This is a genomic window from Aeromonas schubertii, assembly GCF_000820105.1.
GTDB lineage: Bacteria > Pseudomonadota > Gammaproteobacteria > Enterobacterales > Aeromonadaceae > Aeromonas > Aeromonas schubertii.
The window spans coordinates 23,234-46,905 of sequence record NZ_CDDB01000010.1; the positions used below are offsets into that span (position 1 = coordinate 23,234).

Below are 23,672 nucleotides of genomic sequence, written 5' to 3' on the forward strand. Positions count from 1 at the left end.
AACCCCCCTTCATTGTCAATTTTGCTGATTGTTGGTTAATGAAGTGTGAAATCGGTTATGGGATCTGGTTTGCGGTTTTTGTAAAAGTGTGTAGGCATTTGATTGTCATTGGTTAACAGCGCCGATATACTGCCGCTCGTGGGTGATGGACGTCGGTGTTTGAAACGCTTTCGGAAACTCTGGGATACACCCAATCTGCTGGATTTTGGCTTTATGACGCAGTTTAGTTACAAAAGCCTTACAAACCCGCCCAACGCCCATCAGCGATTGTCAAAACAATAACTAACGTGCTCAATGGAGCTGAGTGGGCAAAGCCGTGAAAAAGAAAGAGAGACCGGTCAACCTCGACCTGCAAACGATCAGCTTTCCTGTCACTGCCATCGCATCCATCCTGCATCGGGTGTCTGGGGTCATCACCTTCGTGGCCCTCTCCATCCTGCTGTGGATGCTTGGTACTTCACTCTCCTCGCCGGAAGGCTTCGAGCAGGTGATGTCCATTCTGGACAACTTCCTGGTCAAGCTGGTGGTGTGGGGGATCCTGACCGCGCTGGCTTACCACATCGTCGGTGGTATCCGTCACCTGATCATGGATCTTGGCTATTGTGAAGAGCTGGAATCCGGCAACCAGAGTGCCCGTGTGGCCTTTGTGATTACCGCTGTTCTGGCTGTGCTGGCGGGAGTGCTGGTATGGTAACCAATTCTGCAACCTTCGGGCGCAGCGGCGTTCACGATTTCATCCTGATCCGCGCCACCGCCCTCATCATGACCTTCTATACCCTCTATCTGGTGGGTTTCATCGCCTTTAACGACATCACCTATGAGGTGTGGGGTGAGTTCTTCGCCTCCACCTTTACCCGGGTGTTCACCCTGTTGGCTCTGCTGAGCGTGCTGATCCACGCCTGGATCGGCCTGTGGCAGGTGCTGACTGACTACATCAAGCCGGTTGGTCTGCGCGGTGCCCTGCAATTTGTGGTGGTCGTGGTTCTGCTGGCCTATCTGATGACCGGCTTCGTCGTGTTGTGGGGGGTATGATGATTCCTGTTCGTGAGTTTGACGCCGTCGTGATCGGCGCCGGCGGCGCCGGTATGCGCGCCGCCCTGCAGATCGCCCAGTCCGGCAAGAGCTGTGCACTGCTTTCCAAGGTTTTCCCGACCCGCTCCCATACCGTGTCCGCCCAGGGTGGTATTACGGTCGCCCTGGGCAACGCCCACGACGATAACTGGGAGTGGCACATGTACGATACCGTCAAGGGCTCCGACTACATCGGGGATCAGGACGCTATCGAATACATGTGCAAGACGGGCCCGGCCGCCATTCTCGAGCTCGAGAACATGGGGCTGCCCTTCTCCCGTTTCGATAACGGTCGTGTCTATCAGCGCCCGTTTGGCGGCCAGTCCAAGAACTTCGGTGGTGAGCAGGCGGCCCGTACCGCAGCCGCTGCCGACCGGACCGGTCACGCCCTGCTGCACACCTTGTACCAGCAGAACGTCAAGAACCAGACCACCGTCTTCTCCGAGTGGTATGCCCTGGATCTGGTAAAGAACCAGGATGGCCATGTGGTCGGCTGCACCGCCATCGACATGGAGAGCGGTGAGGTCGTCTACTTCAAGGCCAAGGCCACCGTGCTGGCCACCGGCGGCGCCGGTCGTATCTACCAGTCCACCACCAACGCCCACATCAATACCGGTGACGGCGTCGGCATGGCCCTGCGTGCCGGAGTCGGCGTACAGGACATGGAGATGTGGCAGTTCCACCCGACCGGTATCGCCGGGGCAGGGGTACTGGTGACCGAAGGGTGCCGTGGTGAAGGCGGCTATCTGCTCAACAAGGACGGCGAGCGCTTCATGGAGCGTTATGCGCCGAACGCCAAGGATCTGGCCGGCCGCGACGTGGTCGCCCGCTCCATCATGATCGAGATCCGCGAAGGGCGCGGCTGCGACGGTCCCTGGGGCCCGCACATCAAGCTCAAGCTCGATCACCTGGGTAAGGACGTGCTCGAATCCCGCTTGCCGGGCATCTGCGAGCTATCCCGTACCTTTGCCCACGTGGATCCGGTCAAGGAGCCCATCCCCATCATCCCGACCTGCCACTACATGATGGGTGGCGTGCCGACCAACGTGAACGGCCAGTGCCTGACCCAGGACAAGGACGGCAACGACGTCCCCGTGGTCGGCCTGTTTGCAGTGGGCGAGATCGCCTGTGTGTCGGTGCACGGCGCCAACCGTCTGGGCGGCAACTCGCTGCTGGATCTGGTGGTCTTCGGTCGTGCCGCCGGCATGCACCTGGTCAATACCCTGGGCGAGATGGAGCATGGCCGCGAGGCCTCCGAGTCTGATCTGGATGCCGCCCTGGCCCGCTTCAACCGCTGGGAGAACACCCGCAGTGGCGAAGACCCGGTGCAGATCCGCAAAGACCTGCAGCGCTGCATGCAGAACAACTTCTCCGTGTTCCGGGAAGGCAAGGCGATGGCCGAGGGGCTCGAAGAGCTCAAGGTCATCCGCGAGCGCCTCAAGTCTGCCCGCCTGGACGACACCTCCAAGGAGTTCAACACCCAGCGCATCGAGTGCCTGGAGCTGGATAACCTGATGGAGACCGCGTTTGCGACCGCCGTGGCAGCCAACTTCCGCACCGAGAGCCGTGGGGCCCACTGCCGCTTCGACTATCCGGACCGTGATGATGCCAACTGGCTGTGCCACAGCCTCTATCATCCGGACACCGAGTCCATGACCACGCGCAGCGTCAACATGACGCCCAAGACCCGTGAGGCGTTCCCGCCCAAGGTCCGGACCTACTGATTGCGGAGCAGCCCCAAATGAAAGTCACATTCTCGGTCTATCGTTACAACCCGGATATTGATAACGCACCGCACATGAAGGATTATCATCTTGATATTCCTGAAGGTTCCGACATGATGGTGCTCGATGCCCTGATCCTGCTCAAGGAGCAGGATCCCACCATCGCCTTCCGGCGCTCCTGCCGTGAAGGGGTCTGTGGTTCCGACGGTATCAACATGAACGGCAAGAATGGCCTGGCCTGTATCACCCCGCTCTCCGATCTGCTCGGCAAGGGGGAGAAGGTGGTGATCCGGCCGCTGCCAGGCCTGCCGGTCATCCGGGATCTGGTCATCGACATGACCCAGTTCTATACCCAGTGGGAGAAGGTCAAGCCCTTCCTCATCAACAACGATAAACAACCGCCCGTGCGTGAGCACCTGCAATCCCCCGAAGAGCGCGCCAAGCTGGACGGTCTGTACGAGTGCATACTCTGTGCCTGCTGCTCCACCTCTTGCCCCTCCTTCTGGTGGAATCCGGACAAGTTCATCGGTCCTGCCGGCCTCCTGGCCGCCTATCGCTGGCTCGCCGACAGCCGCGACAGCGCCACTGCCGAGCGTCTGGGCAATCTGGACGACGCCTTCAGCGTCTTCCGCTGCCACGGCATCATGAACTGCGTGAACGTCTGTCCCAAGGGCCTTAACCCGACCAAGGCCATCGGCCATATCAAGTCGATGCTCCTGAATCGGGCCGTGTAAGCCCAACGGGCTCTGGCCCAACCTCCGGATAGCCATCCGCCGTGTAGGATGGCTATCTGTTACACCCTACAAGCTGCTAGACAGAGAAGAAGTACAAGGGATCGAAATGCATAACGGCGTGATGAAGGCCTGGTTGGAGTCATCTCACCTGGCTGGTGCGAATGCAAGCTACATTGAGGATTTGTACGAATCCTTCCTCGAAAATCCCGACTCCGTTGCCGACGAGTGGCGCACCCTGTTTGCGGGGCTCCCTCAGGTCAATGGCCATGCAGTCGAACAACCCCACTCCCGCGTCAAGGATTACTTCCGTCGCCTCGCCAAGGATACCTCCCGCTTCAGTGCGCCCGTCTCTGACCCCGAGGTGGATGCCAAGCAGGTTCGCGTCCTGCAACTCATCAATGCCTACCGCTTCCGTGGTCACCAGAATGCCAACCTGGATCCGCTTGGTCTCTGGCAGCGTGACACCGTTGCCGAGCTGGATCCGGCGTTCCACAACCTGCAGGGGGCCGATCTCGACGCCACCTTCAACGTGGGCTCCTACGCCATTGGCCGTGAGACCATGGTGCTCTCCGATATCGTCTCCTCCCTCCAGAAGACCTACTGCGGCAGCATAGGCGCCGACTACATGCACATCACCTCGACCGAGGAGAAGCGCTGGTTGCAGCAGAGGCTCGAGTCTATCGAAGGGAAGGGGAGCTACACCCTCGAGGAGAAGACCCGTTTCCTCGAGAGCCTGACCGCCGCCGAAGGGCTGGAAAAATATCTGGGGGCCAAGTTCCCCGGTGCCAAGCGTTTCTCCCTGGAAGGGGGCGATGCCATGGTGCCCATGCTCAAAGAACTGATTCGCCGCGCCGGTGAGCAGGGTTGCAAAGAGGCCGTGATCGGTATGGCCCACCGTGGCCGCCTCAACGTGCTCATCAACGTGCTGGGCAAACGCGCCCAGGAGCTGTTTGATGAATTTGCCGGCAAGCACGGTGAGTCCTGGGGCACGGGGGATGTGAAGTACCACATGGGCTTCTCCTCCGACTTCGCCACCCCGGGTGGCAACGTCCACCTGGCGCTGGCGTTCAACCCCTCTCATCTCGAAATCGTCAACCCTGTGGTCATCGGCTCGGTCCGTGCCCGTATGGATCGTCGCGGTGACAAGGATGGCTCCAGTGTGTTGCCCATCACCATCCACGGTGACTCCGCCATCGCGGGTCAGGGGGTGGTGGCCGAGACCTTCAACATGTCCCTCACCCGTGCCTATGGCGTCGGCGGGACAGTGCGCATCGTCATCAACAACCAGGTAGGTTTCACCACCTCCTACCACAAGGATCTGCGCTCCACCGAATACTGTACCGACATTGCCAAGGCGGTGCAGGCGCCGGTGCTGCACGTCAACGGGGATGACCCGGAGGCCGTGGTACTGGTAACCCAGATTGCCCTGGATTACCGCAACACCTTCAAGCGTGACGTGGTGATCGAGTTGGTCTGCTACCGTCGTCACGGCCACAACGAGGCCGACGAACCCAACGCCACCCAGCCCTTGATGTATCAGAAGATCAAGCAGCACCCGACGCCGCGCAAGATCTACGCCGATCAGCTGGTGGCTGAGGGGGCCCTGAACCAGGAGGCAGCCACCGCCATGGTCAACGACTACCGCGACGCCCTGGATCGGGGTGAGCGTGTGGTCAACGAGTGGCGCCCCATGGAGCAGCACTCGGTCGACTGGACCCCTTATCTCGGTCACAGCTGGGATATGGCCTACGACCATAAGGTTCCCATGGAGACCCTCAAGCGCCTCGGCGAGCGGGTGACCCAGTATCCTGCCTCGCATGTGCTGCAGCGCCAGGTCGAAAAGATCTATGAAGACCGCCGCCTGATGGCCGCCGGTGAGAAGCTGGTCGACTGGGGCTTCGCCGAGACTCTGGCTTACGCCACCCTGGTGGACAAGGGCTCCCGTATTCGCTTTACCGGGGAAGACTCGGGTCGTGGCACCTTCTTCCACCGTCACGCCGTGCTGCATAGCCAGAGTGACGGCAGCACCTATACCCCGCTTTGCAACATTCACGAGAAGCAGGGGCCGTTCGAAGTCTATGACTCTGTGCTGACCGAGAATGCGGTACTCGCGTTCGAATACGGTTACGCCAGCGCCGAGCCGGCTGGTCTCACCATTTGGGAGGCCCAGTTTGGTGACTTCGCCAACTGTGCCCAGGTGGTCGTGGATCAGTTCCTCTCCTCCGGTGAGCAGAAGTGGGGGCGTATGTGCGGCCTGACCATGCTGCTGCCCCACGGTTATGAGGGCCAGGGTCCCGAGCACTCCTCCGCCCGTCTCGAGCGCTATCTGCAGATGTGTGCCCAGCACAACATGCAGGTGGTGGTGCCCTCGACCCCGGCACAGGTGTTCCATATGCTGCGTCGTCAGGTCGTGCGTCCGATGCGCCGTCCGCTCATCGTGATGTCGCCCAAGTCACTGCTGCGCCACCCCCTGGCGGTGAGCAAGCTCGACGAGCTGGCCGAAGGCACCTTCCAAAATGCCATCGGCGAGGTCGATCCTCTGGATCCGAAAGCGGTCAAGCGGGTGGTGTTCTGCTCTGGCAAGGTCTACTACGACCTGCTCGAAGCCCGTCGCAAGGCCGAGCAGAAGGATGTGGCCCTGGTGCGGATTGAGCAGCTCTACCCCTTCCCTGAGGCGGAAGTGCGCGCCATCCTGGCCGACTATGCCCACGTCACCGATTTCGTATGGTGTCAGGAAGAGCCGCAAAACCAGGGCGCCTGGTATAGCACCCGTCACCACTACGACGGCGTGCTGCCCGCTGGTGCCACTCTTAACTATGCTGGCCGTCCCGCCTCCGCCTCACCGGCGGTGGGTTATATCTCGGTTCATATGAAACAGCAGAAGGCGTTGGTAGATGACGCCCTGACCCTGGCCTAAGCCACAGGAAGAAGTAAAAGGAATCAAGCAAGATGACTATCGATATCAAGGTGCCCGACCTGCCGGAATCTGTGGCCGATGCCACCATCGCCACCTGGCACAAGAAGCCCGGTGACATGGTGACCCGTGACGAGGTCCTGGTGGACATCGAAACTGACAAGGTGGTACTGGAAGTGCCGGCGCCGGACTCCGGTGTGCTGGCCGAGATCCTCGAAGGGGAGGGAGCTACCGTGCTGGCCCGCCAGCTGATCGCCAAGATCAACCCGGCCGCCGTGGCAGGGGAAGAGACCAAGGCCAAACCGGCCGAGCCGGTCGAGAGCGATGAGGCCCTGAGCCCTTCGGTCCGTCGTCTGGTGGCCGAGCACGGCATCGATGTGAGCAAGGTGAGTGGCAGCGGCAAGGGCGGTCGTATCACCAAGGAAGACGTGGAAGCCTTCATCAAGGGTGGTGACAAGCCGGCAGCGGCCCCCGCGCCGGTCGCGGCCGCGACCGCGACGGTTGCCCCCCTGGCCGGCCGCAGTCAGAAGCGCGTGCCCATGACCCGTCTGCGCAAGCGTATTGCCGAGCGCCTGCTCGAGGCCAAGAACACCACGGCCATGCTGACCACCTTCAACGAGGTCAACATGAAACCCATCATGGAGCTGCGCAAGCAGTATGGCGAGATCTTCGAGAAGCGCCATGGCATCAAGCTCGGCTTCATGTCTTTCTACGTCAAGGCCGTGGTGGAAGCGCTCAAGCGCTATCCCGAGGTGAATGCCTCCATCGACGGGGACGATATCGTCTACCACAACTACTTCGACGTGAGCATCGCCGTCTCCACCCCCCGTGGACTGGTGACTCCGGTGCTGCGCGATGCCGACGTGCTGAGCCTGGCCGACATCGAGAAGGCCATCAAGGAGCTGGCGGGCAAGGGCCGCGACGGCAAGCTGACCGTCGAGGAGCTGACCGGTGGCAACTTCACCATCACCAACGGCGGCGTGTTTGGCTCTCTGATGTCGACACCCATCATCAACCCGCCCCAGAGCGCCATCCTGGGCATGCACAAGATCCAGGACAGGCCCATGGCCGTCGACGGCAAGGTGGAAATCCTGCCGATGATGTACCTGGCCCTCTCCTACGATCACCGTCTCATCGACGGTCGCGAGTCGGTCGGCTTCCTGGTCTCCATCAAGGAGCTGCTGGAAGATCCGACCCGCCTGCTGCTGGACGTGTGAGCACAACGATAATGAGGGGCCGCCAAGGCCCCCTTCACGGGGATTGAGAAACACCCCATACGGAAATACCTACAAATACGGATAGAGCATCTATGAATCTGCATGAGTATCAGGCAAAACAGCTGTTTGCCGAATATGGCCTGCCGGTCTCCGAAGGCTACGCCTGCGCTACCCCGCAAGAAGCCGCCGAGGCTGCCGACAAGATTGGCGGCAATACCTGGGTCGTCAAGTGTCAGGTCCACGCCGGTGGCCGTGGCAAGGCCGGTGGCGTCAAGCTGGCCAAGAGCAAGGACGAGATCCGTGCCTTCGCCCAGCAGTGGCTTGGCAAGAACCTGGTGACCTACCAGACCGACGCCAACGGTCAGCCGGTCACCAAGATCCTGGTCGAGTCCTGCACCGACATCGCCAAAGAGCTCTATCTGGGTGCCGTGGTCGACCGTGGCACCCGCCGTGTGGTCTTCATGGCCTCGACCGAGGGTGGCGTGGAGATTGAGAAAGTCGCCCACGAAACCCCGGAGCTCATTCACAAGGCGACGCTGGATCCCTTGGTGGGCCCGCAGCCTTACCAGGCTCGCGAGCTGGCCTTCAAGCTGGGTCTGGTGGGCGATCAGATCAAGCAGTTCACCAAGATCTTCATGGGCCTGGGCCAGATGTTCCTGGATTGCGACTTCGCATTGCTGGAAATCAACCCCCTCGTCATCACCGACAAGGGCAACCTGCACTGCCTGGACGGCAAGATCAACATCGACGCCAACGCTCTCTATCGCCAGCCCAAGCTGCGCGAGATGCATGATCCCTCCCAGGATGACCCCCGCGAAGCGCACGCCGCCCAATGGGAGCTGAACTATGTGGCCCTCGATGGCAACATCGGCTGCATGGTCAACGGTGCGGGTCTGGCCATGGGGACCATGGACATCGTCAATCTGCACGGCGGCTCTCCCGCCAACTTCCTGGACGTCGGCGGTGGCGCCACCAAGGAGCGCGTGACCGAGGCGTTCAAGATCATCCTCTCCGACAGCAACGTCAAAGCCGTGCTGGTCAATATCTTCGGCGGTATCGTGCGCTGTGACATGATCGCCGAAGGCATCATAGGTGCCGTGAAGGAAGTGGGGGTCAAGGTCCCCGTGGTGGTTCGCCTTGAAGGCAACAACGCCGAGCTGGGCGGTATCAAGCTGGCCGAGAGTGGCCTCAACATCATTGCGGCCAAGAGTCTGACCGATGCCGCGCAGCAAGTCGTTAAAGCAGCGGAGGCCAACTGATGAGCGTTCTGATCAACAAAGATACCAAGGTGATCTGCCAGGGCTTTACCGGCGGCCAGGGTACCTTCCACTCCGAACAGGCCATCGCTTACGGCACCCAGATGGTCGGCGGCGTCTCCCCGGGCAAGGGTGGCACCACCCACCTGGGCCTGCCGGTGTTCAACACCGTCCGTGACGCCGTAGAAGCCACCGGCGCCACCGCCTCCGTCATCTATGTGCCGGCGCCGTTTTGCAAGGACGCCATCCTGGAAGCCATCGATGCCGGCATCAAGCTCATCGTCACCATCACCGAAGGCATCCCGACCCTGGACATGCTGGATGTGAAGGTGAAGCTGCAGGAAACCGGCGTGCGCATGATAGGGCCCAACTGCCCGGGCGTTATCACCCCGGGTGAGTGCAAGATCGGCATCATGCCTGGCCACATCCACAAGCCGGGCAAGGTGGGCATCGTGTCGCGCTCCGGCACCCTGACCTACGAAGCGGTCAAGCAGACCACCGACGAAGGTTTTGGCCAGTCGACCTGTGTCGGTATCGGTGGTGACCCCATCCCGGGCTCCAACTTCATCGACATCCTGGAGATGTTCCAAAACGATCCGCAGACCGAAGCGATCGTCATGATCGGCGAGATCGGCGGTAACGCCGAGGAAGACGCGGCGGCCTACATCAAGGCCCACGTCACCAAGCCGGTGGTCTCCTATATCGCGGGGGTCACCGCGCCTCCCGGCAAGCGTATGGGCCACGCCGGTGCCATCATCTCCGGTGGTAAGGGGACTGCCGCCGAGAAGTTTGCCGCTCTGGAAGATGCCGGTGTCAAAACCGTGCGCTCCCTGGCCGATATCGGCAAGGCCCTGCGCGAAGTGACCGGTTGGTAACTTGCTCCAGGTCTGAGTATGCCGCCCCTGTGGGCGGCATTTTTTTTTGTGTGATTAAGTGCAGGCACACTTGAACACGGCTCACTGCTTGCAAGCGTGCTTCTCGCCGCCAGGGCTCTGGCCCTGTGCCTTTGGTGGCTGGATCAAGTGATAGATACCTCCCGCCAGTGGCAGGGCGAAGAGCAGTGAGTAGGGGGAGAGGGCTCTCTCCATGAGCATGGCCTCGAGGGCTATTGCAATCACAGGAAAGAGCAGAAAGCACAGTGAGGCTCGAAACGGGGAGACCAGAGCATTGAGCCTGAAGTAGGCGACGATGCCTCCGACACCGGCCACGCCGCCGAGATAGAGAACGGCGAACACAGAGGCAGGGCGAATATCGGCGATGACCGTCGATTCCATACTCAGCCCGGCGATAAGCAGCAAGATGGCAGCGATCCCGCTGGGAATGGCGCTAAAGGTAAGCACATGAACATCGCCGAGCCGCAGGGGCTTGATGATATAGATTGCTCCGTGCAATAACACGGCTCCCATCAACAGCGAGATGCCAAGCAGATAGTCACTGCCTGAGATATCCGATTCGATAGAAATGATTGCGACCAGGCTGAGCAGGGTTACCAGCAGGGCCGATATTTGTTTGGCCGAAAATGGTTGTCTGGTAGTGAAATAGGTGAGGAGCATGATGGTGATAGGCATATAACCAAATAGGATGGCTGCCAATCCGGATGAAATATATTTTTCGCCCTCCAGCATAAACCAAAATGGAATGGCAAAATAGAAGATAGCGACCAGAGGCATGTAGTGTCGTTTCTCTTTTGGAAATAGCAGGGGTACCTTCTCCCTGCGAGCTATCAGGATCAGCAGGGGAGACATTACCAGAAAGCGAAAGGCCGTCGCCGTGAGTGAAGGAATCGTCTCTCCGGCGATTGCCATCGCCAGCCAGGTCGTTCCCCATATCAGACAGACGGAGACGAACAAGGTTTTTTTCATAAGGCATCTCTCCATGGCATAACATAAATATTTGCAGGAGGAGGCTAAACCTTTATCCATACTCCAGGGTCAATCATGATGTTGTGACAAGTTGTGAGCGACTGTGTTAATTGTGTCGAGTCAGAGGAAGGGAGCTGCGTTTTAATTTTAATGCGGGTATTTGCTGTGAAAGCACAGCCAGGTGGCTTGTATCAACCCATGATAAATGAAATAACACACCTCTGGTGTTGAGCATCGATCACAAGAGCGTGGCTGTGTGATGGCAATCGATCCCCCTATGGCCTCTTCCGCCGATTTTCCCTGTGCATTCCCACTACTCGATGACGCCATCTGTGATCCTGCACACAGGATATAAAATCCATCGGCTGATAATAGAAATGTTTGTAATGGGCTTCGTTCCGGGCCTTGTGTGGTGCTGGCTGATCATCGCCTCATCCGCTTGTGCCTGCCCTGGAGGGGCTCATCCCGGCGGTAGCATTGAGCGGCTCACGCTTTCATAGTCGAACGACAAGGAGTCAGTGGAATGAAGATGGGAAACGGGCTTGGTAGAGTCAGCCTTATCGCAATGGCCGTCGCCTCACAGATGGCGATGGCCTATGACTACAACACCCAGGGCAAGGAGGCCACGGCCTTTACCAAGGCGGCGAATGAGAAGGTCTATCAGGAACTGGATTTTGACAACAAGAGCGCCTTCGAAGATGCGGATCGCGGCTTTATTGCCCCCTTGCTCAACCAGGGAGATATCGCCGGGGTTTTCAGTGCCACCGCCATGAACTATGTGCAAAACAGCAAGGCTCCGGCCTCGGTTAACCCCAGTCTGTGGCGCCACGCGCAGCTGGTCAACCGGGGGGGCCTCTACAAGGTCAGCGAGCATATCTATCAGGTGCGTGGTCAGGATCTCTCCAATCTCACCATCATAGAGACCGACAAGGGGATGGTCTTTTATGACGTGGAGTACTCTGGCAAGGCGCTCAAGGCCTCTATCGAGCTCTATGAGCAGCATCGTGGCAAACGGGCGCTGAAAGGGGTGATCATCTCCCACAGCCATGCGGATCACTTCGGTGGTTTTGGCGGTATTTATGAGGCGGGGCTGGCCACTCCCGAGGATGTGAGCAGTGGCAAGTTACCCGTGTTGGCCCCGGAGGGATTCGTGGAGGAGGCGGTCAGTGAGAACGTCATGGGGGGTAACATCATGGCCCGCCGTGCCGGCTATCAATATGGCAACGTACTCAAGGTCAACGAAAAGGGGATAGTCACCAGCGCCCTCGGCCCGGCCCTGGCCAACGATGCCTCTTCCTTGCCCATTCCGAACCACTTCATCACCAAGGAAAATGAGACGGTCACCATCGACGGCGTCGATTTTGTTTTCAATTTGGTCCCCCATACCGAGGCCCCCTCCGAGATGGTGATGTTTATCCCCAAGTGGGGGGCGCTCTCCATGGCCGAGGATGTGAACCACCTGCAGCACAACATCTATACCCTGCGTGGGGCCCAGATCCGCGACTCCGCCGCCTGGGCGAAATATATCAACCAGGCACTGGGTCGCTGGGGTGAGAAGGCCCAGGTCCATTTTGGACCCCATACCTGGCCGGTCTGGGGTAATGAGAAGGTGGTGGAGTACCTCAAGAACCAGCGGGATCTCTACCAGTCCCTCTTCGATACCACCATGCGCTATGCCAACTACGGCTATGGTCCCGATGAGATTGCCGAAAATGCACTGCTGCCCAAGTCGGTGTTCAACAACTGGGACAACCGCCCCTACTACGGCAACCTGAAAAATAATCTCAAATCGACCTACATCCGCAATCTGGGTTGGTTTGATGGCAATGCGGCCAAGTTGGCGCAGTATCCCGATGATGAGCGTGGCAAGCGGTATGTGGAGGCGTTTGGTGGGGAGGATAAGGTACTGGAGGCCGCCTTAAACAGTGTCAACAAGGGGGACTACCGCTTCGCGGCCGAACTTCTCAACAATATCGTCGCCTCCAATCCCGCTAATCAGAAGGCCGTGCTGCTGATGGCCGATGCACTCGAGCAACTGGGCTATCAGGACGAGACGACGCTGACCCGTAACCTCTATCTGTCGGGGGCCCAGGAGCTTCGCATGGGGGGCAATGTCCCCAACCAGCTCTCCACCACCTCGCCGGAGGTGATAGCGGGTCTGCCTGGCGACATGCTGATGCCCTACCTCGGTATGGTGATGGATCAGGTCAAGGCCGAGCAGGTGGGTAACCATGTCATCAACCTGATCTTGCAAGGAGACAAGCCGTTCGGTATTGACCTTCATAACGGGGTATTCAACAGCCTGAGCGATTACCAGGCCAGTAAAGCCGACGTTACTCTGGAGATAGCCAAGCCCGAGCTGCTCGCCTTCCTCGCCGGCAAGGTCACCATGGATGCGCTGCTCAATGAGGGTAAGGCTAAGGTGAGCGGAGATGCCAAGGTGCTGGAGAAGCTTCCCGGCCTGTTTGATCTCACTATCAAAAACAACATGAACCTGGTGTTGCCGCTGCAGCAGGAGAACCGGATCAAAGAATGATGTGATGATGAGTTTGCCACTTAGACCAAATGCCGGCGTTTTGCCGGCATTTTCTTATGGCTCCCCCCACTTGGTTAAACGCAATGAAAGATTCATATGGGCTTCCTATGCTCTGGTGTCGCCGATTGCGACCCAATCCAGCAGGAGAGCCCCATGGAGAAGCTTATCCCCTCGTCTCTTGTTCCCTGGTCCCGCCTCGGGATCCGAACCCGTCTCGTGGCAAGTATCACCTTGCTTCTGATCCTCAGTATCGCCGTTGTCACCCTGGTGCAGGAGCACCTCTCCCGGGATCAGGCCCAGGAGCGAATTGAGCGCTTCGAGTTACCCAGCAGTGTCGAGCGGATCGCCAACCAGCTCTCGGCAGATCTGGTGCGCTATCTGACCGAAGCCCAGGCCCTGGCCAGTAACCCCTACCTGGTGAGTTGGTTGGAGCAGGGGGCTCCCGAGCAGCAGTGGCCGTCTCTTGAGGCCTACCTGACCAGCGTACAGCAGCGACTGGGGGGAAATGTCTTCATCGCACCCTTGCACAGTGCCACCCTGATCAACCTGAGCCAAAATGGGGCGGCGAGCAAGGCATTGAACCGTCAGGATCCCAAGGATGAGTGGTTCTACGGTTTTCTCGAGCGTGGCAAATCCTATGAACTCAATCTCGATATCTCGGATTTTGACCACAAGGCCTCCCTCTATATCAATACGGCCGTCACAGCGGCGGGACGTACAATCGGTGTTGCCGGCACCTCGGTGGATATGTCCCGCCTGGCAACCTTGATCGGCGGGTATCGCATCGGCAAGAGTGGCCGGGTCTATCTCGCGGACATGAGCGGTAAGATTGAGATCCACCCCGAGGGGAAAGAGGATCTCAAGGCGGCTCATCATCAGGCTGCCTTTGGGGATGAGGTGCAGCGTCTCATCCCGGCTTCTCGTGAGGGCGTCGCCATCGGTAATGTGACCCTGGGTGATCGCCATTTTCTGCTGGCGGTGCGCTATCTGCCGACCCTTGATCGAGTCTTGATCGGGGAAATTGATCAGGGGGAGCTGAACGAAGGGATGGCCGCTGCGCGCCAGCAGGTGATCCTGGTGTCGCTCGGGATTGGGGTGCTGGCCATGGGGATCGCCATCTGGCTGGCTCACACCATCAGTCGCCCGATCCGTCGTGCCGCCGACAGCATGCGTCACATCACGGCCGATCGGGACCTGGGTACCCGCCTCGAACATTATGACGGTGCCGAGCTCGGTAACATGGCCGATAACTTCAACCGCCTGATTCAGACCCTCAACCAGAGCTTTGCCCATTTTCAGCACTCGGGCTCGGCCCTCTCGGCACAATCCTCCCAGACCATGGCCCAGTCCGAGGCTTTGGCCGCCGAGGCGCAGCAGCAGGCGAGCAGCATTGTCGAGCTCACCCGGGTGATGGACAGCATAGATAATACCGCCCGGGCCATTGCCGAGCGTGCCGAAGGCGCTAACGAGCAGGCCCGCAGCGCCGCCCTCAGCATGCTGGGCATCGAGCAGGATGTGCAGCGTAGTGCCACCTGCCTCGACACCCTGAGCGGCAGCATCAACCGCTCCTCCACCATTCTCGATAAGTTGGTGGAGGAGACCCACAACATTACCCTCATTATGAACCTTATTCGCGAGGTGTCGGATCAGACCAACCTGCTGGCGCTCAATGCGGCCATCGAGGCGGCCAGGGCCGGTGAGCAGGGGCGCGGTTTTGCCGTGGTGGCCGACGAGGTGCGCCAGTTGGCGGTGCGCACCCAGAGGGCGACCCAGGAGGTGCAGGCGCTTGTCTCGCAACTGCAAAAGGGCTCTCAGGAGGCCAGCGAGGCGATGGCGGGGTCCCGCGCACTGGGCCAGGAGAGCCAGCAACTGATGCACAGTGCCACCGCCACCCTGCTTGCCACCAGCCGGCAGATGGGGGAGGGGGCAAACGGCATGAATGCCATGGCTGCCTTGGCCAGCAACCAGTGCTCACAGATGACGGCGGCGCGTCAGGCGCTCGATGAGCTTGCCGTGGTGGCGACGCATCAGGAGCAACACGCCAGACAGAGTCAGGAGGCGAGCCGGGAGCTGTTCGAGCTGGCCAGGGCCATCGAGGCGCAGATCCGTCAATACCGGATCCGCTGAGTGGCCATTGTGCGAGGCAAATTGGGAATGATCTCGGCGTCTATGGCCGAGCTATTCTCAACTCGTTGATTTAACAGTGAGGTGGGATTGGCTTGAGGCTTGCATTCTCTGGGAATGGTAAAGAGCAAAGGTGTATCCCATGAAGCAAACCGATAGCCTCTCTCTCTGCGTTCGGGAGGGATTAACGCTGATGATAGGTGCAAATCTGCTACTCCTGGCAACCCTGCTGTTTACGGCCTCCCTCAGTGGTATGCCTTGGCCCTGGATGGCGCTGATTGCACTCCCTCCCTCATTGGCGGGAGCTCTGTTGTGTCAGTTGCGCCAGCGGGAGGGGAAGGAATAAAAAAGGCGGGGATTTCCCCGCCTTTCTCATGTCGGCTTGCCTTATTCGCAGGCGACCTGCATCACCTTGATGGCCAGACCACCGCGCGAGGTTTCGCGGTACTTGGAGTCCATGTCCTTGCCGGTCACGTACATGGTCTCGATGACCTTGTCCAGGGAGACGCGCGGCTTGGAGGTGCGGCGCAGGGCCATGCGAGAGGAGTTGACCGCCTTCATGGCAGCGATGGCGTTACGCTCGATGCAGGGCACCTGTACCTGGCCGGCGACCGGATCGCAGGTCAGACCCAGATTGTGTTCCATGGCGATCTCGGCGGCCTCGCAGACGTGCTCGGGGCTGCCTCCCATCAGCTCGGTCAGACCGGCGGCGGCCATGGAGCAGGAGACACCGACCTCACCCTGACAACCCACTTCTGCGCCGGAGATGGAGGCGTTCATCTTGTAGAGGATGCCGACGGCACCGGCCGCCAGATAGAAGCGGGTGTAGTCGTCACGGCCTACCGGCTGGATGAACTTGTCGTAGTAGGCCAGCACGGCCGGGATGATACCCGCGGCGCCGTTGGTCGGTGCGGTGACCACGCGGCCACCGGCAGCGTTCTCTTCGCTCACGGCCAGGGCAAACATGTTGACCCAGTCCACGATGTTCATGGGATCGTTGGAGAGGTTCTCGTTGGTGGTCAGCTGGCGATAGAGAGGAGCCGCGCGACGGGGAACCCGCAGCGGGCCGGCCAGCACGCCTTCGGTGCGGCAGCCGCGCTCGATCCCTTCACGCATGGTGTTCCAGATCTTGCCGAATTTCTTGTAGATCTCTTCCGGTGTATTGAAGCACTTCTCGTTCTCCATCATCAGGGAGGAGATAGAGAGACCGGTCTGGCTGCAGTGGGCCACCAGCTCGGCGGCGCTCTTGAAGGGGTAGCTCACCGGCATGTCGCCGCTGTCTGCCTTGCCAAAGTTCTCCTCATCGACGATGAAGCCACCACCGATGGAGTAGTAAGTCTTGGCATAGGCCAGCTGGTCTTCGATAAAGGCAGAGATCTTCATGCCGTTCTCGTGCAGGGGCAGGGCCTCATCGTGGAAGACCATGGCCTCGCGCGGGAAGCTGACGGTATGGCAGTGCAGCCCGATAGGCAGGCGGCCGGTCTGCTCGACCCGGGAGATAAAATCAGGAATGGCATCGATATCCACGGTCTCGGGCAAGTTACCGGCCAGACCCATGATGATGGCGGTATCGGTGTGGTGGCCCTTGCCGGTCCAGGAGAGGGAGCCATAGACATCCACCTGAATGCGGGTGATGTCGCGGATCTTGCCGCCGGCACGCAGTTCGTCCACAAACTGCTTGGCCGCCTTCATGGGTCCCACCGTGTGGGAGGAGGAGGGACCAACACCGATTTTGAAGATGTCAAAAACGCTGATCATGTATTCAATACCTCAGGGTAGGGGCAGGCGAGGGCCTGCTCACCGGTTCTGTTACGGGCGACCCGCATCGTTGGGCCGCACCGGTTTTTTTATCAACTGCGGCCCAGTGTAACCGTTCCAGACTTAAAAAAAGTTGAAATGGATCTATTTTTGTTGAGTTTGGGCGCGGAGTATAAAATTATTTTTGGCTCACCGCCAATTTGTTAAGGGACTATCAACAAAAGCGGGAGCAAAAGCCCGATGCCTGTGCCCAAGGGGGAACTAGAGGCCGGCCCACTCACGCAGGCTACCGGCTCTGGCCAGACGCGGAGCCTGGTTGATCGCTCCCTCGCGGGCCAGTCGCGTCACTATGGTCGGCAGTGTGGCGGCGACGTCTTCCCTGTGCATCCCGCTCTTGAGCTCGGGGGCATAGAGGATACGCAGCAGCAGGTAGTCAAGAGGGGTGATGAAGTGATCGACACTGTGGTCATTGAAGATGGAGGGAAAGACCCGATCCGAGTCGTTGGGGAGCCCCATCACCTGGGTCAGCTCCTCCACCACACAGTCGAGAAACTTCCCCTTGTCCCTGGCCCTGTCGGTGGGGATCAGGACGGCCGCCGTGTCGATGGCACCGCCCCGGGTGGTGAAGTTACCCAGGCACAGACCATCGGCGAGGGCGGCGGGCAGCTCCTCGCTCTTGCCTATCAGAGTGTGGGCCCAGCCTTCGAGCGCGCTCTGCCGGGTCATGACGATCACCAGATTGGCCTCCTGACGCGCCGCCACCCGCGTCGCCTTGACACCCGTGATATGGGAAAGGTGGCTCATCTGTACCCGGACCAGCTCCGTCTGGAGAGGGCGATCACCACTCTCGTTGATCAGATGATATCGGATGGGCTTCTCCCAGCGACTCAAGGGGAGCTTTTTACCCGGCGAGTACTCCCGACGCAGGGCGATCTCGAGAAAGCTGCTGGTCAGGTAGTCGGTACGCTGCCAGGGCTCGGCCGCCCAGAGCAGGGGAGCAAACAGAAGCAGTAGCCATGCCAGTGGATGCAAGGGTCACTCCTTGGTGAGGTCACGCCAGGTGAGCCACAGACGCAGATCGAACTCCCATTGATGATAGTTGGGGCAGAGATGGCAGCAGAGTTGGTAAAACCCCTTGTTGTGTTCCTTCTCCTTCAGATGAGCCAGCTCGTGCACCACTATCATCTCGAGAAACTCCGGGGGGGCCTCCTTGAACAGGGCCGCGATGCGGATCTCGTTCTTGCTCTTGAGGCGGCTGCCTTGCACCCGACTGACATAGGTGTGCAGCCCAAGGGCATCGCGCACTATGTTGATCTTGCCGTCATAGACCACCTTGGAGAGGGGGGACGAGCTTTTGAGATAGCGGCTCTTGAGCCCCTGTACATAGTCGCGCAGGGCCCCGTCGCTCTGGATCTGATGGCGATCCGGATAACGTTTGGCCAGCAGGGGACCGAGACGCTCGCTGCGGATAAGGTCGCGGACCTGCTCCTTGAGAGAGTCTGGGTAGCCGTTGAGATAGGGTAATTGCATGGGATCCCGGATAGGGGCCCGAGGGCCCCGTCAGATTAACGCCGTTGATAGAGACCGTCGGCCACCTGCTCGTAGTGATCCAGCAGATAGAGGTAGAAGGCCTGGGTCGAGGGGGGCTGCTTTTGCAAGTTGGCTATCAGGTCGTTGATGCGCGCCTGCTTGCCGATGATGAAGCGGGGTTGCTTGGCCTTGAGGTCGGCCAGGGTACGCTCGCGCACGTCGTAGGGGGGATTGACGTTGGCAAAGAAGAGGTAGGCCGAGGCGGGGGTGCGATCGGTCCAGAGATAGTACTGAGGCCAGATCCCGTCGACCCAGATGGTGTCATCCGGCTTGCTCTTGGCGAGGATCTGCTCGACACGCACCGCGGCGGGCTCGTTGAAGGGGCGTCCCTTTTGGGTGCCGTCCCAGGCGTTGTCGAGCATCACCACCAGCATGGCTAACGAGGCTATCCAGGGGGTGACATTGCGCACGTCCCAGGCTCGCCACAGGGGCAGCAGCAACAGGATCGGCAGGGCCCAGAGCAGGCTCAGACCCAGCACTTCACGCACTCGCTCCAGGCTCCACTCCTTGTTGCTCCAGCCAAAGCCCAGCTGCTGGGCCAGCAGCCAGGCGGCGGTGAGGATCACGCTGCCAACGCAGAGCAGGGCGAGGTTGTCCCCCTGCTCCTTGCAGCGATCGAGCAGGCAGGCAAGGGGCAGCACGCCGAGCTGCAGATAGAGCACGTCGTAGTGATCGAACACGTGTCCCGATACCGAGTTGGCGACCAGGGTAAAGAGTACCCCCAGCAAGGTGGCAGCCAACACCGGCATGCTCCAGTACCAGCTGCGGCTTAACATCAGCAGTACAAAGGCCGGTAACAGCATGACAAGACCGGTGCGAAACAGTCCCACAGCCCCGACGGCCAGTGAGGTGCCATTGCCGTAGCTCCCCTCGAAGAAGATGGAGAAGGAGTAGTAGGTAAAGGCTTCCATCACCTGGTGGTACTGGAAGTAGGCCAGCAGTGGCCCCCCCACCAGCGTGAGGCCACCCAGGCTGGAGAGCAGCAGCAACAGGGCACTGCGCCACTGCCCCTGGGTCAGCCAGAGCAGGAACAGGGTCAGGTACCAGGCGCCCCACAGGGCGCCGTTGTTGAGCCGCATCCAGGCGATCAGGGCAAAGGTGAGGGCCGCCACCAATGCCGGAAAGAGGCGAAAGCGACCATCGAGCAGCAGGGTGATGAAGGCCCACTGACCGATGAGGGCGAGGTGGAAGGTCCAGTCCTCGGTCATGTTGCCGTAGTAGTAGCGGGTGCCGTAGAGGGCCAGGATGGCGAGCAAACTGCCCAGCCGAGCCCGGGTAGAGAGCCCCAGCTGCTCCAGGGCATGCCAGCTCGCCAGCAGGCCCAACCAGCAGGCCAACCACTCCAGTCCCCAGATCCCGCGAAATCCGCCGAGCAGATAGCCCAGGGCATCGAAGGCGAAGATCATGGGCCCCTTGATGTCGATCATGTCGCGATAGAGGACACCCCCATCGGCCCACATCTTGCCCATCACGGCAAACAGCGAGGCATCAAAGCCCGGGGCCATGCCATAAAAGAGGGGGTTGCGCAGACAAAACAGCAGAGCCATCAGGGCGGTCAGCAGCACAATAGCGGGGGTGAGCTGCGGATGGTGACGGGGAGGCGCGAGGCGCATCGGACGATTCATGGGTATGGATAACTGAGGCTGAACAGGATGCGGGTATCTTGCCGATCCCGGCCCCTGCTGACAATGGGGCCGGTGTGATTTATGACTCAGGGATGCGGCTGCATCGTGATGCACGGGGGCTGTACGACCAGCTCGGGCTGCTGACGGGCCCAGCGGATAAAGGCATCGGCCAGGGTAATGCCAAGTTCCCGGCGCTGGTGGTGCAGGGTACGGCGCAGCGCCGTGTATCCCTCCTTGCCCGAGGCCGTATAGGCACTCGAAACCCCGCGATAGAGGGCCTGGGGAGCAACCCGCTGCCAGCCCTGTGCGCTTTTTATCTCGAGGCGGGTGATGCGCCGCCCGAGGGGGGCCGCGGCGTCATAGGTGTAACGCATACCCGCCACATAGGGGAAGCTGCCACTGCCATTACCCACCACACCGTTATCGGTGGCGTTGTTGATGGCGCCCTCCAGGGCATCGGCCAGCTCTTGCCCATACACCTCGTAGAGGATGAGCGGAATGGCGAACGGAAGCAGCCGCCCGGCCACATCCGCTTCTGTGATGGCGCCCGCCTCGAAGGAGCAGCGAACCCCACCTGCGTTATGCAGGGCAAAGTCCACCGGTCCGCACTGCTCCCGGGTGGTGTGCAGCATGGCGCTGGCTACCAGGGGAGCGAGCTCGCTGCCGTGTGGATAACGCTCATCCGGCAGGCGTTGGTGATGCAAGGGGGCGGGCAGGTGGGTCAGGGGATGGCGCCCCATCTCGCTTAGCACGCTGCGGTAGTGGTGGGCCAGGTGGTGCTCGATATGCGGGTCTGCGAACACGACGGGGAAGCGATCCAGACCGGGTAGCGGCTCCCATGGGAGCCATTGGGTCTCGCCTTTGGCCGCGATGACTCTGCCTTGTTCATCGAAGTCGAGGCGGCAGTGCCCCAGCGTTTGGGCGCTGTGTCCGGCGTGAAACAGGGGCACGCCATGGTGCCAGAGAGGGTAATGCTCGGCATGCTCGATCCCCAGATGCTGCAGATCCCCGAGCAGGGTATGGGTGTGTCCACCGACGATGAGGCTGATCTGGGGAAAGCGCTCGGCGATGCGTTTGTCCTGCTCTATGCCCAAGTGGCTCAGGAGGATGATATGCACGATCCCGGCGGCTGCAATGTGTTCCAGTACGGCGCCGAGCGTCTCCATCACAGGATGAAAACGGGTACAGGGATCGGGGTTGGCGATATCGGCCATCTGGGAGAGTGTGATCCCGAGCAGGGCGAAACGCACCCCGCCCAGGCTCTTTTCGAGCCAGGGATGCTCGTGATCGAAGAGGTTGGGGTGGCCTCTGAGGGGAGCCTGGCAATCGGCCGGCTCGTGGCGGTTATCCATGTTGGCCGCCAGCACAGGAAAGGGGACGTGGCGAATAAAGTGGGAGAGGGCCTCGTTGCCGAGATCAAACTCATGGTTGCCGAGCACCATGGCGTCAGGGGCAAGCAGGGAGAGCAGCTCGGCGTTGGCCCGCTCGCGAAACCGGTTGAAGTAAAGAGAGCCCTGAAAGGTATCTCCCCCGTGGACGAAGAGCAGCGGCTCGCCCTGGCGGTTTGCCTCGGCACGCAGCTGGTCCAGCCGGGTACGAATACGCCCGTAGCCACCGCACTCGGTGACCTGGCTCTGGCCATCGGGGAGCTGGAAACGCAGGGGGGCGCCATCGAAGTGGGAGTGACAGTCACTCATATGAACAAGATGAAGGGCAACAGGCATAGGGCCTCCTTCGAAGCGGGAAAGGGAGAGTCTAGCGCAGGGGAAGAGGGAGGACCAGCCTTGCCGGTCCTCCAGATACTATCAGGCGGGAACCATGATCTGGGTGGCGATGATGACCACCAGCAGGCCGACGGCAACCGGCAGGCTGGTGCGTTTGACCACCTCAAACGGGGAGAGATTGGCCATGCCGGAGCAGGCCACCACCACCCCTGAGACCGGGGAGATGGTACGACCCAGGTTGGAGGCTTGCAGCATGGGGATCACCAGATAGGCCGGGTTGATCCCGAGACTGCTGGCCAGATTGGGGATCAGCTCCACGAACGCATAGAAGGGGGCATTACCCGAGCCGGTAGTGAAGGCCGCCAGCGTGGTGATCACCACCAGAGAGAGCATCATGATCATGCCGCCCGAGCCGAGATCCTGAGCGTGGGCCAGCAGGGTGTCGATAAAGCCGATGGTCATCAGTCCCTGGGCAAATACCCCGGCACCGACCAGCAGCATCACCACGCCGGCGAAGGCATCGGCCATGCTGCGCCAGCACACCTGCAGGCCATCAAGCAGCTGCTTGCCGTTGCGAATGCGCACCAGCTCGAGCAGCGTTGCCAGCACCATGCAGATGACGATGATGGTGACGATGTCGAGCTGGGGAGCCCATTTTCCGTCGAAGATCAGCACGCCGATGATGGGGGTAAAGGGGAGGATGGCATAGAAGGACGGCGCCGTAGTCTTGAGCTCACTCGGCGCGACCGGGGCGTTGCGCTCGCCCGCCTTGCGATCCAGATAACGCTGCCAGAAGAAGTGGGTCGCTGCCATGCAGGCGATCGCCACCAGTGAGATGGGCAGGGTCAGTTTGAAGGCAAAGTCGAGCAGGGGCATGTTGGCGGCCTGAGCGGCCATCACCACGTCACCCGAGGTGGGAGCCAGGATGATGGCGGCCGGAGAGGCGCACACGGCAGCGGCAGCGCCACGGGAGATGCCCATGTTGACCATCAGCGGGAACAGGGTGGCCATCAGCAATACCCCAAGACCGGTTGCCGAGCTGACCGCCAGGGACATGGCGCAGGCCACCAGATAGGCCGCGACCAGCAGCACATAGGGGGATTTGATGATCTTGAGAGGGCGACTGGCGAGCTTGACCAGTATGTCATTGGCACCGATATGGCTCATGTAGCCGGCGAAGCCGCACAGCACCATGATCAGCATCCCCAGTCCACCCCCGCGATCGTTGAGCAGGAAACGAACGTATTCGAAGATATCGGTCGCAATAAAGCCGGTGCTGGTGACCTTGGAGGGCAGAACCGGCTTGCCAAGCAGGGCCGTGATGGTGAGCAGCAACAGGCCACCGCCGAGCAACACACCGGTTGCCGAGTAGCCCTTGAAGATGGCGCGCCCGACCAGCAGGGTCACGAGCGTGCCGATAATCAGCTCTATCATGTTGAGTATCCTGTTATGAGTAAGTGCGGGGGGATTCTATTCCCAAGGTGGTAGTGGCACGAGCAAAAAGCGGACCGATTGTGACACAAAGCATTATTTGAAT

18 protein-coding genes are annotated in these 23,672 nt (G+C 60.3%); 11 read left to right on the forward strand and 7 right to left on the reverse strand.

What is annotated here, in order from left to right; genetic code table 11:
- Positions 1-304 precede the first annotated feature (304 nt).
- The 8 genes from sdhC (at position 305) to sucD (ending at position 9,791) form a co-directional block, all read left to right on the forward strand.
- Positions 305-694, forward strand: a complete 390-nt coding sequence (sdhC, locus tag BN1133_RS01570) for a succinate dehydrogenase cytochrome b556 subunit (protein ID WP_050664806.1) — start codon at positions 305-307, stop codon at positions 692-694.
- Positions 688-1,032, forward strand: coding sequence for a succinate dehydrogenase, hydrophobic membrane anchor protein (gene sdhD, locus BN1133_RS01575; RefSeq protein WP_005358676.1), 345 nt, complete (start codon positions 688-690; stop codon positions 1,030-1,032). Before sdhC ends, sdhD begins: the two co-directional genes overlap by 7 nt.
- On the forward strand, positions 1,029-2,795 hold the full coding sequence (gene sdhA / locus BN1133_RS01580; protein WP_050664807.1) for a succinate dehydrogenase flavoprotein subunit: 1,767 nt from the start codon (positions 1,029-1,031) through the stop codon (positions 2,793-2,795). The genes sdhD and sdhA overlap by 4 nt, the downstream gene beginning before the upstream one ends.
- A gap of 17 nt (positions 2,796-2,812) precedes the next feature.
- On the forward strand, positions 2,813-3,529 hold the full coding sequence (locus BN1133_RS01585; RefSeq protein ID WP_050664808.1) for a succinate dehydrogenase iron-sulfur subunit: 717 nt from the start codon (positions 2,813-2,815) through the stop codon (positions 3,527-3,529).
- 106 nt (positions 3,530-3,635) lie between these two features.
- The gene (gene sucA / locus BN1133_RS01590; protein ID WP_050664809.1) at positions 3,636-6,446 is read left to right on the forward strand and encodes a 2-oxoglutarate dehydrogenase E1 component; all 2,811 of its coding nucleotides are present in this window, start codon (positions 3,636-3,638) and stop codon (positions 6,444-6,446) included.
- A 32-nt stretch (positions 6,447-6,478) separates the two neighbouring features.
- Complete coding sequence (gene odhB, locus BN1133_RS01595) at positions 6,479-7,660, forward strand: 2-oxoglutarate dehydrogenase complex dihydrolipoyllysine-residue succinyltransferase (RefSeq protein ID WP_050664810.1); 1,182 nt, start codon at positions 6,479-6,481, stop codon at positions 7,658-7,660.
- 92 nt (positions 7,661-7,752) lie between these two features.
- A complete protein-coding gene (sucC, locus tag BN1133_RS01600; protein WP_050664811.1) occupies positions 7,753-8,919 on the forward strand; it encodes an ADP-forming succinate--CoA ligase subunit beta in 1,167 nt (388 codons plus the stop codon).
- On the forward strand, positions 8,919-9,791 hold the full coding sequence (sucD, locus tag BN1133_RS01605) for a succinate--CoA ligase subunit alpha (RefSeq protein WP_042028888.1): 873 nt from the start codon (positions 8,919-8,921) through the stop codon (positions 9,789-9,791). Before sucC ends, sucD begins: the two co-directional genes overlap by 1 nt.
- Positions 9,792-9,872: 81 nt before the next feature.
- Here sucD and BN1133_RS01610 read toward each other — a convergent pair whose 3' ends face one another.
- Complete coding sequence (locus tag BN1133_RS01610) at positions 9,873-10,778, reverse strand: DMT family transporter (protein WP_050664812.1); 906 nt, start codon at positions 10,776-10,778, stop codon at positions 9,873-9,875.
- Positions 10,779-11,301: 523 nt separating this feature from the next.
- Here BN1133_RS01610 and BN1133_RS01615 point away from each other — a divergent pair.
- The 3 genes from BN1133_RS01615 (at position 11,302) to BN1133_RS01625 (ending at position 15,784) form a co-directional block, all read left to right on the forward strand.
- Positions 11,302-13,314 (forward strand): alkyl/aryl-sulfatase, encoded by a 2,013-nt coding sequence (locus tag BN1133_RS01615; RefSeq protein WP_050664813.1) that lies wholly within the window; start codon positions 11,302-11,304, stop codon positions 13,312-13,314.
- 153 nt (positions 13,315-13,467) lie between these two features.
- Positions 13,468-15,441, forward strand: coding sequence for a methyl-accepting chemotaxis protein (locus BN1133_RS01620; protein WP_050664814.1), 1,974 nt, complete (start codon positions 13,468-13,470; stop codon positions 15,439-15,441).
- Between the two features lie 139 nt (positions 15,442-15,580).
- The gene (locus BN1133_RS01625; protein ID WP_050664815.1) at positions 15,581-15,784 is read left to right on the forward strand and encodes a hypothetical protein; all 204 of its coding nucleotides are present in this window, start codon (positions 15,581-15,583) and stop codon (positions 15,782-15,784) included.
- 41 nt (positions 15,785-15,825) lie between these two features.
- Here BN1133_RS01625 and BN1133_RS01630 read toward each other — a convergent pair whose 3' ends face one another.
- From BN1133_RS01630 to dcuC, 6 genes are all read right to left on the reverse strand, one after another.
- Positions 15,826-17,196, reverse strand: a complete 1,371-nt coding sequence (locus BN1133_RS01630) for an L-serine ammonia-lyase (protein ID WP_050664816.1) — start codon at positions 17,194-17,196, stop codon at positions 15,826-15,828.
- Between the two features lie 261 nt (positions 17,197-17,457).
- On the reverse strand, positions 17,458-18,228 hold the full coding sequence (locus BN1133_RS01635) for a DUF2927 domain-containing protein (protein WP_050664817.1): 771 nt from the start codon (positions 18,226-18,228) through the stop codon (positions 17,458-17,460).
- A gap of 3 nt (positions 18,229-18,231) precedes the next feature.
- Complete coding sequence (locus tag BN1133_RS01640) at positions 18,232-18,726, reverse strand: M48 metallopeptidase family protein (protein ID WP_050664818.1); 495 nt, start codon at positions 18,724-18,726, stop codon at positions 18,232-18,234.
- A gap of 35 nt (positions 18,727-18,761) precedes the next feature.
- A complete protein-coding gene (locus BN1133_RS01645; RefSeq protein ID WP_050664819.1) occupies positions 18,762-20,411 on the reverse strand; it encodes a hypothetical protein in 1,650 nt (549 codons plus the stop codon).
- An 86-nt stretch (positions 20,412-20,497) separates the two neighbouring features.
- Complete coding sequence (locus BN1133_RS01650; protein WP_050664820.1) at positions 20,498-22,135, reverse strand: bifunctional metallophosphatase/5'-nucleotidase; 1,638 nt, start codon at positions 22,133-22,135, stop codon at positions 20,498-20,500.
- An 81-nt stretch (positions 22,136-22,216) separates the two neighbouring features.
- The gene (gene dcuC / locus BN1133_RS01655) at positions 22,217-23,569 is read right to left on the reverse strand and encodes an anaerobic C4-dicarboxylate transporter DcuC (RefSeq protein WP_050664821.1); all 1,353 of its coding nucleotides are present in this window, start codon (positions 23,567-23,569) and stop codon (positions 22,217-22,219) included.
- Between the last annotated feature and the right edge of the window lie 103 nt (positions 23,570-23,672).

Excerpts from the sequence above, each read along its gene's own strand:
- odhB (WP_050664810.1), top strand. The coding sequence starts at position 6,479 with ATGACTATCGATATCAAGGTGCCCGACCTGCCGGAATCTGTGGCCGAT.
- BN1133_RS01585 (WP_050664808.1), top strand. The coding sequence starts at position 2,813 with ATGAAAGTCACATTCTCGGTCTATCGTTACAACCCGGATATTGATAAC.
- BN1133_RS01615 (WP_050664813.1), top strand. The coding sequence starts at position 11,302 with ATGAAGATGGGAAACGGGCTTGGTAGAGTCAGCCTTATCGCAATGGCC.
- sdhA (WP_050664807.1), top strand. The coding sequence starts at position 1,029 with ATGATGATTCCTGTTCGTGAGTTTGACGCCGTCGTGATCGGCGCCGGC.
- sucA (WP_050664809.1), top strand. The coding sequence starts at position 3,636 with ATGCATAACGGCGTGATGAAGGCCTGGTTGGAGTCATCTCACCTGGCT.
- BN1133_RS01630 (WP_050664816.1), bottom strand. The coding sequence starts at position 17,196 with ATGATCAGCGTTTTTGACATCTTCAAAATCGGTGTTGGTCCCTCCTCC.
- sucC (WP_050664811.1), top strand. The coding sequence starts at position 7,753 with ATGAATCTGCATGAGTATCAGGCAAAACAGCTGTTTGCCGAATATGGC.
- BN1133_RS01620 (WP_050664814.1), top strand. The coding sequence starts at position 13,468 with ATGGAGAAGCTTATCCCCTCGTCTCTTGTTCCCTGGTCCCGCCTCGGG.
- BN1133_RS01650 (WP_050664820.1), bottom strand. The coding sequence starts at position 22,135 with ATGCCTGTTGCCCTTCATCTTGTTCATATGAGTGACTGTCACTCCCAC.
- BN1133_RS01625 (WP_050664815.1), top strand. The coding sequence starts at position 15,581 with ATGAAGCAAACCGATAGCCTCTCTCTCTGCGTTCGGGAGGGATTAACG.
- sdhD (WP_005358676.1), top strand. The coding sequence starts at position 688 with ATGGTAACCAATTCTGCAACCTTCGGGCGCAGCGGCGTTCACGATTTC.
- BN1133_RS01640 (WP_050664818.1), bottom strand. The coding sequence starts at position 18,726 with ATGCAATTACCCTATCTCAACGGCTACCCAGACTCTCTCAAGGAGCAG.
- BN1133_RS01610 (WP_050664812.1), bottom strand. The coding sequence starts at position 10,778 with ATGAAAAAAACCTTGTTCGTCTCCGTCTGTCTGATATGGGGAACGACC.
- sucD (WP_042028888.1), top strand. The coding sequence starts at position 8,919 with ATGAGCGTTCTGATCAACAAAGATACCAAGGTGATCTGCCAGGGCTTT.
- BN1133_RS01645 (WP_050664819.1), bottom strand. The coding sequence starts at position 20,411 with ATGAATCGTCCGATGCGCCTCGCGCCTCCCCGTCACCATCCGCAGCTC.
- dcuC (WP_050664821.1), bottom strand. The coding sequence starts at position 23,569 with ATGATAGAGCTGATTATCGGCACGCTCGTGACCCTGCTGGTCGGGCGC.